The organism is Candidatus Binatia bacterium (assembly GCA_029243485.1).
GTDB lineage: Bacteria > Desulfobacterota > Binatia > UBA12015 > UBA12015 > VGTG01.
The window spans coordinates 30,636-45,855 of record JAQWRY010000088.1 but is presented as its reverse complement, the minus strand read 5'-3'; the positions used below and the strand labels follow the sequence as shown (position 1 = coordinate 45,855).

15 protein-coding genes are annotated in these 15,220 nt (G+C 64.7%); 9 read left to right on the top strand and 6 right to left on the bottom strand.

Translation table 11 applies throughout. The features are described from left to right. Positions 1 to 20 precede the first annotated feature (20 nt). Together P8R42_28645 and P8R42_28640 are read left to right on the top strand one after the other, a co-directional pair. Positions 21 to 317 carry a hypothetical protein gene (locus P8R42_28645; protein ID MDG2308568.1) on the top strand — a complete coding sequence of 99 codons (297 nt, stop codon included), beginning with the start codon at positions 21 to 23 and terminating at the stop codon, positions 315 to 317. 8 nt (positions 318 to 325) lie between these two features. Then, complete coding sequence (locus P8R42_28640) at positions 326 to 958, top strand: hypothetical protein (protein MDG2308567.1); 633 nt, start codon at positions 326 to 328, stop codon at positions 956 to 958. A 16-nt stretch (positions 959 to 974) separates the two neighbouring features. Here P8R42_28640 and P8R42_28635 read toward each other — a convergent pair whose 3' ends face one another. Further along, positions 975 to 1,574 carry a DsbA family protein gene (locus P8R42_28635; GenBank protein ID MDG2308566.1) on the bottom strand — a complete coding sequence of 200 codons (600 nt, stop codon included), beginning with the start codon at positions 1,572 to 1,574 and terminating at the stop codon, positions 975 to 977. A gap of 98 nt (positions 1,575 to 1,672) precedes the next feature. On the opposite strand from P8R42_28635, the gene P8R42_28630 reads away from it, so the two are divergent. The 3 genes from P8R42_28630 to npdG are packed head-to-tail and all read left to right on the top strand — an operon-like array spanning position 1,673 to position 3,687. Beyond that, complete coding sequence (locus tag P8R42_28630; GenBank protein MDG2308565.1) at positions 1,673 to 2,662, top strand: phosphoribosylaminoimidazolesuccinocarboxamide synthase; 990 nt, start codon at positions 1,673 to 1,675, stop codon at positions 2,660 to 2,662. After that, positions 2,659 to 3,051, top strand: a complete 393-nt coding sequence (locus P8R42_28625; protein MDG2308564.1) for a 5-(carboxyamino)imidazole ribonucleotide mutase — start codon at positions 2,659 to 2,661, stop codon at positions 3,049 to 3,051. The genes P8R42_28630 and P8R42_28625 overlap by 4 nt, the downstream gene beginning before the upstream one ends. Further along, positions 3,052 to 3,687: an NADPH-dependent F420 reductase gene (gene npdG, locus P8R42_28620; GenBank protein MDG2308563.1), complete on the top strand. Its 636-nt coding sequence runs from the start codon at positions 3,052 to 3,054 to the stop codon at positions 3,685 to 3,687. A 534-nt stretch (positions 3,688 to 4,221) separates the two neighbouring features. On the opposite strand, the gene P8R42_28615 is transcribed toward npdG, so the two are convergent. Beyond that, positions 4,222 to 5,262 carry a hypothetical protein gene (locus tag P8R42_28615; protein MDG2308562.1) on the bottom strand — a complete coding sequence of 347 codons (1,041 nt, stop codon included), beginning with the start codon at positions 5,260 to 5,262 and terminating at the stop codon, positions 4,222 to 4,224. A gap of 83 nt (positions 5,263 to 5,345) precedes the next feature. On the opposite strand from P8R42_28615, the gene P8R42_28610 reads away from it, so the two are divergent. Further along, positions 5,346 to 6,410 carry an SGNH/GDSL hydrolase family protein gene (locus P8R42_28610; protein MDG2308561.1) on the top strand — a complete coding sequence of 355 codons (1,065 nt, stop codon included), beginning with the start codon at positions 5,346 to 5,348 and terminating at the stop codon, positions 6,408 to 6,410. A 4-nt stretch (positions 6,411 to 6,414) separates the two neighbouring features. On the opposite strand, the gene P8R42_28605 is transcribed toward P8R42_28610, so the two are convergent. Both P8R42_28605 and P8R42_28600 read right to left on the bottom strand, forming a co-directional pair. Further along, positions 6,415 to 6,972 carry a hypothetical protein gene (locus P8R42_28605; protein MDG2308560.1) on the bottom strand — a complete coding sequence of 186 codons (558 nt, stop codon included), beginning with the start codon at positions 6,970 to 6,972 and terminating at the stop codon, positions 6,415 to 6,417. A 284-nt stretch (positions 6,973 to 7,256) separates the two neighbouring features. Further along, a complete protein-coding gene (locus tag P8R42_28600) occupies positions 7,257 to 8,693 on the bottom strand; it encodes a coniferyl aldehyde dehydrogenase (protein MDG2308559.1) in 1,437 nt (478 codons plus the stop codon). A gap of 230 nt (positions 8,694 to 8,923) precedes the next feature. Here P8R42_28600 and P8R42_28595 point away from each other — a divergent pair, with 230 nt between their 5' ends. The 3 genes from P8R42_28595 (at position 8,924) to P8R42_28585 (ending at position 12,289) form a co-directional block, all read left to right on the top strand. Continuing rightward, on the top strand, positions 8,924 to 10,528 hold the full coding sequence (locus P8R42_28595; protein ID MDG2308558.1) for a class I adenylate-forming enzyme family protein: 1,605 nt from the start codon (positions 8,924 to 8,926) through the stop codon (positions 10,526 to 10,528). Positions 10,529 to 10,590: 62 nt separating this feature from the next. Continuing rightward, a complete protein-coding gene (locus tag P8R42_28590; protein MDG2308557.1) occupies positions 10,591 to 11,406 on the top strand; it encodes an enoyl-CoA hydratase/isomerase family protein in 816 nt (271 codons plus the stop codon). A gap of 4 nt (positions 11,407 to 11,410) precedes the next feature. Continuing rightward, a complete protein-coding gene (locus tag P8R42_28585) occupies positions 11,411 to 12,289 on the top strand; it encodes an SDR family oxidoreductase (protein ID MDG2308556.1) in 879 nt (292 codons plus the stop codon). A gap of 177 nt (positions 12,290 to 12,466) precedes the next feature. Here the strand turns inward: P8R42_28585 and P8R42_28580 are convergent, their stop codons facing one another. Next, positions 12,467 to 13,912, bottom strand: a complete 1,446-nt coding sequence (locus P8R42_28580; protein MDG2308555.1) for a carotenoid oxygenase family protein — start codon at positions 13,910 to 13,912, stop codon at positions 12,467 to 12,469. 9 nt (positions 13,913 to 13,921) lie between these two features. Beyond that, positions 13,922 to 15,163: an aminotransferase class I/II-fold pyridoxal phosphate-dependent enzyme gene (locus tag P8R42_28575; protein MDG2308554.1), complete on the bottom strand. Its 1,242-nt coding sequence runs from the start codon at positions 15,161 to 15,163 to the stop codon at positions 13,922 to 13,924. Positions 15,164 to 15,220: the final 57 nt, after the last annotated feature.

The window sequence follows — 15,220 nt, the reverse complement described above, 5'->3', positions numbered from 1 at the left end:
CCGCACGTCGGTTGCAACGGATGGGCCGACCATCCCGCGGAGTCTCGATCCTCGAGCGAGACGGCCGCGAGGTCGAACGGAGCTACGCATCCCTCAGGACGCGGGCGGAGCAGCTCGCCCGCGGGCTCGCCCGAGCCGGCGTCCAGCCGGGAGACCTCATCGTCTTGCGGCTGCAGGGGATCGAAAATCAGCTCCTCGGCTTCTGCCCCGCAGTGTTTGCCGGCGCGATCGCCCTGCCCTCCTTCAGCGGGCCCGAGGATGAGATGGCGGATCGACGCGCGTCGAGTCGTGGCCGTACTGACACGACGGCGCTATGACGGCGGCCATGGAGTTTCCGACACCGATCCGAATCGCGACGAACGGAATCGAACTGGAAGTGTTCGATTCCGGTCGTGGCAAGCCGATCGTCCTGTGCCATGGCTGGCCCGAGATCGCGTACTCCTGGCGACACCAGATGGGCCCGGACTTCTACATCGTCCACTTCAATCGCCAGCCGGGTGTCGCCGACCGCGTGCTCGACGACAACTGCGCGCGATTCCTGCGCAACATGTACCGCACGAACCAGTGGAACGCGCCGCCGCGCGGGCTCCCCGACGGCATGCCGCTTCTCGCTGTCGCGCAGTCCGACATCGCCTCGGGGGATCCACTAATGAGCGATACCGAGCTCGGGGTATTCATCGAGACGTTCGAGCACTCCGGCTTCACCGGAGGCATCCAGTGGTACCGAAACTTCTCCCGCAACTGGGAGATCATCGGTGCCTATGAGCAGCGCATCACGCAACCAACCCTGATGATCTACGGCGAGTACGACGCGGTACCGAAGTCCGAGACCCTCGGAACGCGAGTACCCAGCCTGACGACCCTCACCCTACCGTGTGGCCACTGGATCCAGCAGGAACTGCCCCAGGCAACCAACGAGGCCCTGCTCTCCTGGCTGGCCGAGCACTACGCCAGTTGACCGGCCGGACCGGCGTTCAGCTCGCCGCGTTCTCCCGGCGCCGCTTGCGCGCGTATCGTTCGAAGAAAGCGACCATCGACTGGTCGTCCTGGATGCCCGCCATCGGCCAGGCGTCGATCAGGAAGGCCGGGACCCCCTGGATGCCGGCCTGCCGCGCACGCTCCGTCTCTTCTTCGAGCCGTGCGAGACCCGAACCCGATTCGGTCGAGATCTGGACCTCCGAGAGGAAGACCGAGATTTCCTCCTTCTCGCCGATGTCCCGGCCCTCCTCGAAAACGGCGGTCCAGATGCGCTCCCGCCAGACAGCCTCCTTCGCCGGGTCTTCACTCGGGCCGAGGGCGACGGCATGGGCCAGGCGGGAGTCGATCCAGAAGCCCGGCATCCGCACGGGTACATTCAGCTCCGCCGCGACCCGTAGTGCGTTTTCCCTTCCGGGCCCCACGACGCGCGCCCCGCGGCGCCAACCCGTCAGGCTGGTCAGGTCGACCGGCCGCCATTCCAGTTCCACACCGATCTCGTCGATCTTCGGAGCCAATCGACCCAAGACGCGGTGCGCCACGTAGCAAGTGGTCGACGCGAAATCGTAGTAAACCGGGAGCGGATATCGATCGGACATCGGGGTGAGCCCCACCTTTACCCCTCGCTACCATCTTGTATAGCTTCCTTCTTTCCCCTCGCCCCTGCGAGGCGCACCAAACGGATCTCGGAAAAAGTATGGCAAATTCGATCAACACGCCGGCTGGGTACACCGACCGGATACGAAGTGAACTGAAGAACTGTCTCGTCGAGACGTCGCTCTCGAGCGGCGAGAAGTACGAGGGCAAGGTCCGCGATCGGTACGATCTCGGCGACAAGATGGCCCTCATTACGACGGACCGACAGAGCGCCTTCGATCGCGTACTCGCAGCGATCCCGTTCAAGGGCCAGGTACTCAACACGACCAGCGCCTGGTGGTTCGAGCAGACGGAGCACATCGTCCCGAACCAGGTGATCTCGATCCCCGACCCCAACGTGACCATCGCGAAGAAATGCGACGTCTTCCCCATCGAGTTCGTCGTGCGAGGGTACATCACCGGGACGACCAGCACGTCGCTGTGGACGGTCTACGACAGCGGCCAGCGCCACTACTGCGGGAACGATCTGCCCGAGGACCTGGTCAAGAACCAGAAGCTCGCGCTGAACCTCCTCACGCCGACGACCAAGGAAGAGGATCACGACCGACCCATCAGCCCCGCCGACATCATCTCCGAAGAGTGGATGTCGATCGAGGACTGGGAGAAGTGTGCCCGCATCGCGCATCAGCTGTTCTCTTTCGGGCAGGAGAAGGCGGCCCAGCACGGACTGATCCTGGTCGACACGAAGTACGAAATGGGCCGCGACCCGGACGGCAACGTCTGCCTCATCGACGAGATCCACACGCCCGACTCGAGCCGCTACTGGATCGCCGATTCCTACGAGAGCCGCATGAAAAACGGCGAGGAGCCGGAGAACGTCGACAAAGAATTTCTGCGGCTCTGGTTCAAGGACAACTGCGACCCGTACAAAGACGAAACGCTTCCGGCCGCCCCGGAGGAACTCGTGGTCGAACTCTCGCGGCGATACATCTACCTCTACGAGAGAATCACCGGACGCACGTTCGAGTTCCCCGAAGCCGGAAAATCAATTCAGAAGCGCATGAGCGCCAACCTCGAAGGCATAACATGAAAGTCGTCATCCTGATGGGCTCGGAGTCCGACTCGAGCCACGCAAAGAAGATCACCGACCGACTCGACGAGTACGGGGTCACCTCGGAGACCCACGCCGCGTCCGCGCACAAGCAACCGCGCAAGGTGCTCGAGGTGCTCGACGCGAACGCGAACGAGAAGGGCGTCGTGTACGTTACGATCGCGGGCCGCTCGAACGCGCTGTCCGGATTCGTCGCTGCGAACTCGACCCATCCGACGGTGGCCTGCCCGCCGTTCGCGGACAAGGTCGACATGATGGTGAACATCCAGTCGACACTCCAGATGCCGAGCAAGACCCCGGTCCTCACCGTGCTGGATCCGGGCAACTGCGCCGAAGCCGTCAAACGCATCCTCGACATGGGGAAGTAGTTGCGGGTCGGCATCCTTGGGGGCACCGGCGAAGCCGGGCGGGGCGTCGGGCTCCGTCTGGCGATGGCCGGACACGAGGTACGCCTCGGCTCTCGCTCCACCGAGCGCGCCGTCGAAGCCGTCGCGGAACTCACCCACGACAACCTATCCGGCGGTGACAATCGCGACGCGGCCTCCTTCGGCGACGTGGTCGTGGTCGCGGTCCCCTGGGAATCCGCGCACGGGACGGCCGCCGAGGTCGAGAACGAGCTCGCGAGTCGCATCGTTCTCTCCATGGTGAACGCGGTCGTCTTCATCGACGGCGAGCCCGAGCCCATCGTGCCGCCCTCCGGGTCAGTCGCGCTCGGGCTGCAAGCGCAACTAACCCGAAGTCACGTCGTCGCCGCGCTCCATCACGTTCCGGCTAAGCTCCTGGCCAGGCGAAGAACCGCGCTCGACTTCGACGTGCTGACCTGCGGCGATAACCGCGCCGCGCTGGATCAAGTCATGGGCCTCTTAGACTCCATCGATGGACTACGGGCAATTGATGCTGGGCCGCTGGTGAACGCCGCCGCACTCGAGACACTGACGCCCGTCTTGATCGGTCTGAACCTCCGCTACCGGTCCCGGACGGGACTCAAGATCCGGGGAATCTAGCCTCCCGCCGAGGTTCGACCGAAGGGTGCGCAACAAGAGCCCATCGAGACGGCGGGCTGGAGAGCGACGCCAACGTCCCGCAGGTGCGTCTACAACTCGACACGCGACAAATGCCAGTCCAACAACGACTCGCTGAGCTTCGTGGGCTCGGTGCGCTTCCTGGTGAATCAGGACCTCACGTCGCTCGCCCCCAGGCGGGAAGAAGCCTGAGCCGCTCGTCGCGCAGAGCGACACGGCGCCGCTTTCGAACAACGCGAACTATGGCACTTGGGACGTCATCCGATACGAGTTCGGGGGTCTATCGATCTTCGAGGACGTGTCCGTGAAGTCACTGACCTCCTGGCGCCAACGCACGACCCGCAACCAAACGGATTTCGACGGCTCCGTCATCGATCGAACCGGCGAATCGTTCAACCTGGCTGAACGGCCGGATCACGTCCCGCGTCGACGGGGCGTACCGGGACCGCAACCACGCCCTGGGACCCGAAGTCCCGCAAGCGATTCAACGCGACTACAACCTAGTGGACGGCGAGCTCAGCTACCGCTTCGAGTAGTCGTGACCGCCATTCCGTCGGGCTCCTCCCCGGCAACGATCCGACGACGAACCTCGAGATCGTCGAGGCCGTACTCGACGACCACCCCGCCGAACGAGTTCGCGACGTAGAACGAGTCGCCCGCCTCGCTGATCTGGGCGCCCACCGGCACGGGCAGCAGACCGAACAGGCCGGCGAGAAAGCGCCCGGTCGACCAGTTCGTCTCGCCTCGCGTACTCACCTCGCCGACGATTTCTAAGCTCTGCGCGTCGATCACGGTGATCTTGGCCCCCACCGCCGACGTCACGAGCGCGAGCGCACCGTCACGGGCGAGTTCCACGCGGATCGGCATTCCATCCACCTCGACCCGGCCGATCTCGCGCAGATCCTCCGGGTCCAATACCACCACCGCATCCTCGTCCCTATTCGACACCCAGAGCCGGGCGCCATCCGGCGCGAGAGCAATCCCCTCAGCTCCGTCTCCGGTCGCGGCGGTCGCCACCGTTCTGCGCTCCTGAAGGTCGACTTTCGACACGGATCCGCTTCCCACGTTCGCGGTCCACGCGAAACGCCCGTCTTCGCTGAGAACCAACATGTGAGGAGACTCTCCCTCCACCGGGATCGCCCCGAGTACGACCCCCGTCGGAACGTCGACCAACAAAAGCGCGTTCGCCGACTCCGACGTGGCGGCGATCCGCTTCGAGCCCGGGAGCCAACCCAGTCCATGCACGCCGGAGTGCTCCCCCAACCCAATCGTGCGCACCGAGAGGTCGCCCAGGTGGACGATGCTCAGCGTCCCGCTCTTCTCCTCGTGGTAGTTGGAAACTGCAGCGAACGTTCCGGTCGGGTCCACCTCGACTTCGTGGGGGCCGGCGCCGGTAGGAAGCCGAATGATCTCTTCATGAGCCGGAGTCGCGAAAACCGACACCGTGTCCTCACTCTTGTTCGCCACGAGAAGAGTTCCGGCGGATGCAAACGCCCCGAAGACGAGGACGGCCAGGAAAGCCCACACACAAGCGGTCGCCCACATCCTGCTCGACACGGAGCGAGTCTTCGGGACTTGGCCCCGGGAGTCAATTCGACGGCGCTTGCCAAACGGTCGCCACCGAGGGTATCCCCGGCGCGTTGCGACGCACTCTCTACATCCTCGCGGTCAACTTACTGCTCCTCGCGGGCGGCCTCGGTCTTCTCGAGATCGGGGCACGCGCCCGTGACTACGGCGGCGTTCGCAACGCGCTCTCCTCGCTCCTGCAGCCGGAGCCTTCGCGGTTCGGCGGCACGGAGAATCGACGCGACTGGCTCGTCACCGACCCCGACCTCGGCTACCGGCTGAACCCGGCCGCCGACGCCGTGAACATGATCGGAATCCGCGCGCCGGAGGTCCGGGTGCCCAAGCCGCCGGGCCGCTTCCGAGTCATCGTGGTGGGCGACTCGGTCGCCTGGGACGAACGGGGCTTCGTCCCCCAGATCGCGGACCGGCTCGAGGCACCTCCGGGCATGAGCATCGAGGTAATCAACGCGGCGATTCCAGGCTACACCACCTTCCAGGAACGAACGCTCCTCGAGCGAGACCTACTGGGATTCGACCCCGATCTCGTTCTCGTCCAGTACTGCTTGAACGACCACCATCGATTCCTGCACTTCGTGAACGGCAGCGGAGACTGGCTCGTCACCGAGGAAGCCAAACAACGACTCCAGTTGGACGGTGACGGATGGGGGGCCTACCTGACACGGCATAGCGCTCTCGTCCGACAGCTCCGCTTCGCCGTCCGTGCCCCGATCGAGATCGATGGAAACGCCTTCCTCGCGCGACAGAGCCACCACTTCGGGCCCGCCTGGCAAGACGAGCCATTCCGCGCCGTCGAAGAGCATCTGATCGCGATGCGCGACGCGGTCCAAGCCCAAGGCGCGGGCTTCGCGATCCTGGTGCCACCGATCGCCGAGCAGCTGGAACCACGGTGGCTCGACTGGAACGAAGCCATCGTACTCGCACCCCAGCGACGCCTGGCGGCGTTCGCGGAGCGCGAAGGGATCCCCCTGCTCGACCTGCACCCGGCGTTCCGAGCCGCGGCGCCCGACGTCCTCTTCCGCGATCTACTTCACTTCACGGATCGCGGGCACGAGATCACCGCGCGAGAGCTCCTGATCTTCCTGAAAGAACAGAAGCTCTTGCCGGATCGTCGTACGTAAGCGGCTACTCGAAACAGCCGCCGGCTTCGATGTCGAAGAACTTCACACCGCTAGCGCGGTTCGAACCCCCGCCATCGGTCGTGCCGGCCCCGAGCACCTCGTGCTCGCAGAGACCGCTGTCATCCATCTTGTTGTCCCGCACGAGCGTGCCGGACGCGGTGCCGCAGACACCACAGGCGCCGTTGTGCCCGACACGATTCACCGAAATCTCGTTGTCGTTTCCGTTCACGAGAATCCCATCGACCGAGTTGTCGTAGGAGCGAACACCGCGCAACTCGTAGCCATCGCCATCGAGACGCCAGCCGGCCGTGCCGCCAGTCTCGTCGAGGCCGATGACGAGGACCGGACCGGCGCCCAGGATCTGGACGACGGGCAGACCCAGGTTCAGCGCGGCCGCCTCGGCGACCGTGCATTGCGTGATCTCGAGATCGGGCCCCTTGTTGATCACGACGTTCTCGGTCGCCCGCGCGTAGACGCACACCACGCCACCCGAGGCCGAGGCATCGACCGCGGCATGCAGGGTCCTGCACGCCGGCGGAAGCACCGCCGGGTTCTCGAGCACCCAGAGCGTCCAAAGCGCATCGATATCCTCGATGCAGATCGCCGGCGGGGTAGGCGTCGGCGGACTGTCTTGCTAGCGGCCTCGGACGCAATCCAGAATTGAAGTCCCTTGGGGCTCCCGGGCGACGCGCGGACTTCAGCATCCGCTTCGGCCTTTGTTCGGGTTCAGCAGAAGTTGGACCAGCTAAGGGTTTGAAATAAGAGACACTCCCGGCCCAAAGAGAAGGAGAATCCAATGAGTCAGGGAGAGAGAGCGGAGAAGCACCGAAGCGCCTCCCGCGGCCGTCAACGTTTGAACTTCAACAAGAGATTCACCAGCCGCGAGTGCTTCTTCGTGTACGGCGGGTAGAACATCGAGAGCCCGTCGATCTTGGGACTCGTGAAGACCGGACGCATCTTACTGAACTCCACGAAGCCCTCGTGGCCGTGGTAGTGCCCCATGCCGCTCGCGCCGACGCCGCCAAACGGCAGGTCGTGCTGAGCGATGTGGAAAACACAGTTGTTGATGGTCACGCCACCGGAGATCGTGCTGTAAAGGAGCTTCTGCTCGACCGCCTTGTCGTTCGTGAAGAAGTAGGCGCCCAGGGGCCGGTCCCGCTCGTTCACGTACTCGATCACCTCGTCGAGCGTTTGGTAGGTCTTCACCGGAAAGAGGGGTCCGAAGATCTCCTCCTGCATGATCCGCATGTCTTCGGTGACGTCGAGCACGAGATGGGGCGGAAGCTTCCGGTTCGAGTCGTTGAACTCGGCACCAGGGACGAGCGGCACCAGTGTGGCACCCTTCGCTTCGGCGTCGTCGAGGGTCTCCCGCAGCCGACGATAGGACTTCTCATCGATCACGGAGGTGTAGCTGCGATCATTCGTGTCGGGATAGCGGTGCGCGACGAGCCCCTTCGCCGCGTCCACGAACGCATCCCTCTTGGCCTCCGGAACGAAGAGATAGTCCGGAGCAAGGCAGGTCTGCCCGGCGTTCACGAGCTTGGCGTAGAGGATGCGCGAAGCCGCCTCTTTCACGTCGAAGTCGTCGCAAAGGACGGTCGGGGATTTTCCGCCAAGTTCGAGCGTGACCGGCGTGAGGTTCTCCGCCGCGGACTGCATCACGGTGCGTCCCGCGTCGGCTGAGCCGGTGAAGATGATGTGGTCGTACGGGAGCGTCGAGAAGTCCGATCCGCGCACGCCGGGTAGGATCGCAACTTCCGACTCGTCGAACTGCTCGGAGAACTTCTCCGCCAGCAGGCGGCACAGAGTCGAAGAGTTGGTCGCCATCTTGATCATCGCGCGATTGCCGGCGGCGAGGATGCCCGTGAGCGGGCTGATGGTCAGGAACAGAGGGTAGTTCCAGGGAGACACGATGCCGACGACGCCCTTTGGCTGCGGAATGAGCTGGTTCTTACCCGTTGCAAACAGGACCGAGACCTTCCGCTTCTGAGGCTTCATCCACTTGCGGAGCTTCTTCTTGGTCTGGCGCAGACCGTCCACACAACCGAAGAGCTCGAGCATCTTGGTTTCCTGCTCGCTCCGATGCCCGAAGTCCTCGTTGATCGCAGCGGCAATCGCGTCGGCATTGTCGACGAGGATCGACTCGACTTTGCTCAGCCGCGCGAGCCGCTCCTCGTGCGACGGGTACGGGCTCTTGAGGTAGGCCTCGCGTTGAATCTTGAAGATTCGTTGGGCCTCGTTTTCGACGGTACCGATACGACGGATCTGCGCAGTCTGTGCCATGGGTGTCCTCCTACCCTCTTCTTCGCTCGCGGGAAGCGGCCTTTGCAAGGGCCCCCTCAGATCCGCAATTCAACCTCCGTCGCCCCATGCCGTAACGCCCCTTGCTGGCGGAGCCGGGAGGTGACCATCCATTGCTTCGCGAAGGCGGGGCGCGTGAGAACCGGAAGTAGCGAGAGCGTCCCGATGCTGCAGCAAGTGGCTCTCAATCGACCGTGTTAGAGCTTCCACCGATGCGAACGCTGTCACAGGTGATCCAAAAAAATGCCTCCCAGCAACCCGAGGGGCTCGCATTCGCGGCGGGAAGTCACCGTCTGAGTTGGGCCGAGTACGCGGGACGTTCCGACGCGCTCGCAGGTCTGCTCCTCGATCTCGGGCTGGCGCCGGGCGAGCGGGTCGCGGTGCTGCTGCCCGACGGTCCCGGCGTACACGTCGCCTTCGTAGCGACCGAGAAGGCCGGACTCGTCGCCGTCGGGATTGGGCCACGTGCCGGACGCAAGGAAGTCGAGCACCTCCTGCGGGTCACGGGGGCGACCGCGCTGATCAGCCGCCCCACCTACCGGGAATTCGACATGAACGGACTCGCGCCGGCCCTGCGCGCGACCGGAACTCCTCTGCGACACCACGTCACGATCGACGGAGAACTCGAGCCGGGAGATACCGTCACGGTCGACGGTGCGGCGGCGGTCCTTCCGGATTCGGCCGCGAACGACGCAACGCTGCTGCGTCGGATCGACGAGCGCCGCCTGGGCGAGGACGATCTCTGGCTCATCAATTCGACGTCCGGCACGACCGGCATGCCCAAGTGCGTGATGCATCATCAGGCACGTTGGTTCTTCTTCCACGACCTCGCGGTGCGATCCGGCGACCTCTCCACCCACGACGTGTTCCTCTCCGCCGTGCCCGCGCCGTTCGGCTTCGGACTCTGGACCGCCCACTTCAGCCCGGCGCTGCTCGGAGCGCCCACGATCGTGATGCCGCGCTTCACCGCTAAAGACACGCTGGCCGCGATCGAGGAACATCGCGTGACGGTCCTCGCCGCCGTGAGCACGCAGTTCATGATGCTCCTCGACTCGCCCGAGGCCGACCGCCGGGACTTGAGCCACCTGCGCGCCTTGTTCACCGGTGGAGAGAAAGTTCCTTACGCCCGCGCGGCAGAGTTCGAGGAGCGCACGGGCGCGAGCGTGCTGCAGTTCTACGGCTCGAACGAAACCGGAGCGCTCTGCGGCACGACCACACGCGACTCGCGGGAAAAACGCCTCACGACCGCGGGGCGCGTTCTGGAGGAGATGCAGGTCCGTCTCTTCGACGAAGCGGGGAACGACATCACGGACGAGGGACGGGGTCAGCCGGGGTGCAAAGGTGGGACGCTGAGCCTGGGCTACTTCGACGACAAGGAAGCGAATCGCGAGCTGATTCGCGACGACGGGTGGTTTCTAGTGGGCGACATCGTCTGCATCGACGAAGAGGGCTACCTCACCGTGGAAGGGCGCGTCGGCGACTTCATCATCCGGGGAGGCAAGAATATCAGCGCGCCCTCCGTCGAGGAAGCCGTGGAATCCCACCCCAACGTCCGCGTCGCCGCCGCGGTCGCGATGCCCGACCCGACGTTCGGGGAACGGGTATGCGTCTACGTCGAGCTGCGATCGACCACCGAGCTCACTCTCGAAGGGCTCGTCAGCCACCTCAAAGCAGCCGGCTCCTCCAAGGAATCGCTGCCCGAGCGGCTGGTCGTGCTCGAGGAACTGCCGCGCTCCTCCGGCGGAAAGATCGCAAAGAAAGTTCTGCGAGACGACGCCGCCAAGCGAGCCGTGGACGGGCCCAGCCCCCTGCGATAAAACGTCTGCGCGCGGCGAATCTCTGCCGTGCGAATTCCACGCGGACGAACCAAGGAGCCATCATGAGCGAAGATCGGGTTCGCCTCTCGTACGAGGGGCCGGTCGCCATCATCACCAACGACAACCAGGACAAGCATAACGCGTTCGACGACTCGATGGATGCGCGATTGTTCGAGATCCTGGCCGAGCTTCGCAACAACCCGGACGTCCGGGTGGCGATCTGGAGGGCAGAAGGGAAGTCGTTCTCCTCCGGCCGCGACGTCTCCCAGATCGGTCGCCAACAGATGGAGATGAGCCACCACCAGCTCATGACTCGCGGCCACCGCGGCATCCAGCAAGTGTTCGATCTCGACATCCCGATCCTGGTCGCGAACCACGGCTGGACGATCGGTGGGTCCTTCCAGCGAACCCTGCTCTGCGACGTGCGCATCGCAGCGGAAGGAGCCCGCTTCATGCTTCCCGAACTCACGCACGGCGTGATCGCGGATACCGGCGGCGTGGCGTGCCTCTTCCAGATGTGCGGACACGGCGTCGTAAGCGACATGGTCCTCACCGGGCGTCCGCTCCTGGCCGAAGAGGCGCTGCGCTACGGCGTCATCTCGCGCATCGTCCCCCGCGAAGAACTCGACACGACCGTGCGCGAGATGGCCGACAAGATCGCCAAGATTCCTCCGGTCTCGGTGAAGCTCGCCCGTCGCGTGATCCGAAATCTCCACGAGCCCGAGATCCGGACGTCGATGAACGACGAGCTTCTGATGCAAACCGTCATCAACAAAGCGCCGGACTTTGAAGAGCTCAAAGCGGCGCGCGGCGAAGAACGCGACCCTAAATTCCCCGGCGTCTGGGTAAAGCCAGCCACCCCCGCAGAGGAGGACTGATCCGATGGCCAACGGAATCCCCGACGCTCCCGAAATCGGCGCCAGCGCGCTCCAACCCGGCACGTTCGACGGCCAGACGGTCCTCGTGACCGGTGGCGGCACGGGACTCGGAAAGGCCATCGCATCCGAATTCGCGCGCCTCGGAGCGAAGATCGCGATCTCGAGCCGCAAAGAAGAGCATCTCGACGCAGGCCGAGCGGCGATGCAAGAACTCGGCGCCGAAGTGTTCGTCACACCGTGCGACATTCGGGATCCCGAATCGATCGCGACTGCGTTCGACGCTATCGAAGGCGCGCTCGGCCGACCGAACGTGTTGGTGAACAACGCCGCCGCGAACTTCCCGGTCCCCGCAGAAGACATGAGCCCGAACGCCTGGCGCACCGTCGTGGACATCACGCTCAACGGGACGTTTTTTTGCGCCCGCGAATTTGGACGCCGCCACCTCAACGCCGAAACGCCGGGCTCGATCATCAACGTCGGTGCGTCTTACGCGTGGACGGGCGGCCCCGGCTTCGCTCACTCCGCCGCCGCGAAAGCGGGCGTGAAAAACATGGTCGAGACCCTCGCTGTCGAGTGGGGGCCGTACGGCATTCAGGTGAACGGCCTCGTGCCGGGCCTCATGCCCCACGAGGACATGACCGCCGACATCCGCGGCAACCTCGACCGCACGAACGACAAGGACCCCTGCCAACCGGCGCTCCGTGTCGGGCGCCCGCGCGAACTGGGCTGGGCGGCGACCTTCCTTGCCTCCCCGTACGGCCGATTTATCTCCGGCCACACCCTCGTCGTCGACGGCGCCAACTGGCAGCGCCGATCGCTGACGAACCCGGAGGTGGTGTCCGTGCGCGATCAGATGGGGAAAGGACCGTTTTCGGCGGGGTGAACCGAGCCGTCAGTCGAACGAGGCAACGGGGGCGCCGCGGCACGTCGAAGCAGGTCCCCTGCCGGGCCTAGCGGTGGAGACAAACGCGGGGACACTCGCCACCGACCCGGCCCTCACAGACCGCCTTCGCGCCCTGGGATACCTCGCGGACTAGTTGCGACTGCCGTCGGCAGACGTCTACGCGCCGGGACGCCAGGTGCCGTGGAACGTGATCCCGGTATTACCGGGGAGAGTCAGCGTCGCGACCGGGCCGTCCGACACGTTGCGCGCGTCGAGGATCGCGACCTGACTCGCGCGGTTCTTGCCGTCGTGGACGTAGGTCAGCAGCCACCCGTCGTCCTCGTCGGTCCCGCCCGGGCGAGGCACGAAGAGCGGCTCGAGTCCGACCTTGTACCGGCCGTAGTCGTGTAGATCGGTCGCGCCCGTTTCCCGGTCGAGCTTCATCGTGGCGCGGAACCAGCCGCCCTCTTTCTCGCGGGTGTTCGCTGCGAAGTACGCGTAGCGGCCCCGGCGGGTCTCCGTGTCGGCGCAAATCCGCGGAAACTCGGCCGGCAACGAGCAAATCGTCTCGCTCGACAGGTTCTTCGTTTTGGGATCGATCCGGTGTCGGCGCACCGTACTCCCACCGTAGCCTTCCCAATCGCTCGTTCGGTACGAGGTTGCGGCGTCCCCCATCTGGCTCCAGTTGTCGAGCTGGCAGAGATCGACGATGACCTCGCCGCCTTCCTCGAAGGCTCCGACGAAGTGCCCGACCTGGAAGGGATCCGTCTCCAGTTCGATGATGTCGCCGCCGCCGCGCGGCATCAGCGCGATCGCGGTGCCGAGTTCGGGCTTGTACTCGATCTCGTCGAAGTACGTGCTGGTCCCCAAGAGAATCGGAAGAATATTCGTGATCGTCGGGGTGAAGAAAAACACGAGCCAGTTGGGCGTGATGGCGAAATCGTGCACGAACGAGTCACGCAGCTTCGGCACAGTCCCGATGTCGTGGAATCGACCCCCGCGGTCGAGACGGAACGCTCGGAGCCCCATTTTCATTCCGAAGACGGTCCCGAAGCAGATCGCGTCGCCGGTCTCCGGATCGACGTGCGGATGCGCAGTGAAGGCGTTGCGCATCGAAAGTGCGCCGTCGAAGTCGGTCATGCCGATCGTCGAGAGATCGTCGGCTCCAATCCGATACGGATGGCCGCCTTCTTCGAGCGCGAAGAGCTCGCCCTCGTGCCAGAGGACGCTCGTGTTCGCCTCGTGCGCCGGCGTCCGGAATGCGTTGCGAAACCAGCCCCCCGGCAGATTCGTACCGACGCCACGCGAGACCGCGCGGCCGAGCTTCGTCTGCTTCTCATACTTCGGCGTGCGGACGTACCGGCTCTTGAAGTGGACGCCTCCGTCCTCCCGGAACGTCAGCGCGCGAATCAGGCCGTCGCCGTCGAAGAACGACTCGGCGTAGTCGTGCACCCCCGGACCGTTTCGATAGAGCGTCCCGACGAGGCCAGCGGGCACCGTGCCTTCGATCTGTGTGACCGGAGCATCGGCTTCCTCGATCGTGTCGAAGAGCCCCGCCCACTCTGCGGCTACGCGCGGACTGTCATCCGAAAAATCGAGCGTCTCCTGCGGGATGCTTGCCATGCATCGGGCCTACTCCGAGTGCTCCGCCGAGGCAAGCTTGACGCACAGAGCGACGACCTCCATCGCCTTCTCGACCTCCTCGAGGGGCGGGCGGCTCGGCGCGATGCGGAGATTTGAACCCGTGGGGTCTTTCCCAAACGGGTAGCTCGCGCCGGCCGGCGTGAGAGACACCCCCGCCTCGTTCGCGAGTTCCACGATCCGCTCGACGACGGGCTTTGCCGTGTCGAGGCTGACGAAGTAGCCCCCCTTGGGGTCGGTCCACGTCGCGAGACCGGTGTCCCCGAGCTCCCGCGCCAGCACCCGCTGCACGGCCTCGAACTTCGGACGCAGAATCTTGGCGTGCTCCCGCATCAACCCCTCGATGCCACCCGGATAGCTGCTCAGGAACTTCACGTGTCGATACTGTTCGATCTTGTTGGGGCCGATGAACTCCGACGAAAGATACTTGGAGATCAGCGATACGTTATCGGTACTCGTCGACACAAAACCGACGCCCGCCCCCGAGAACGTGACCTTCGAGGTCGAACCGTAGACGTACGCGCGATTCGGATTCCCGGCCTCACGACACGCTGCGAGCAGCGACTTCGGTCGAGCCGGCGTCTCCGTGAGGTGGTGCACCGCGTAGGCGTCGTCTGCGAAAATTGTGAAGTCGGGCGCGGCCGTCTTCATACTCGCAAGCCGATCGACGTTCGCATCCGAGATCGTCTCGCCAGTGGGGTTGCTGTAGGTCGGCACGAAGACGACGCCGCGGATCGCGGCGTCGCTCGCGGCGAGCTTCTCGACCGCGTCGAGGTCCGGCCCCTCCGCTGTCATCGGTACGGGCACCATCTCGAAGCCGAGCGCGTCGAGAAGCGTGAAGTGCCGGTCGTACCCCGGCACGGTCACGATCACCTTCCGAGTGCCGTCGGCCCACGGACGGGGGCTTCCCGCGAGGCCCCGAACGAGCGCCCACTTCAGCGTGTTCGAGAACATCGCGAGGCTCGAATTGTTGCCGACGATGGTGTCCTCGGCCGTCGCACCAAAGATCGCGCCGAACAGCTCGCGCGCCTCCTTCAATCCAGCAACCCCGCCCGGGTAGTTCCGCAACGCCACGCCGCTCGGCGACGTCATGTCGTCCACGCCAACGCACGTCAGAATTCCAGACGACAGGTCGAAATCCTCATCCGACGGCTGGCCCCGCTGAATGTTCAGCGCGAGGCCGAGACTCTTCTTCTCTTCGTACTGTGCGCGAAGCGCTTCGAGATCACTCATTTTCCACTCCCACCGGCTGCGGTTCGCCTCGGCGTATAACAGTCCATCTACCAAAGG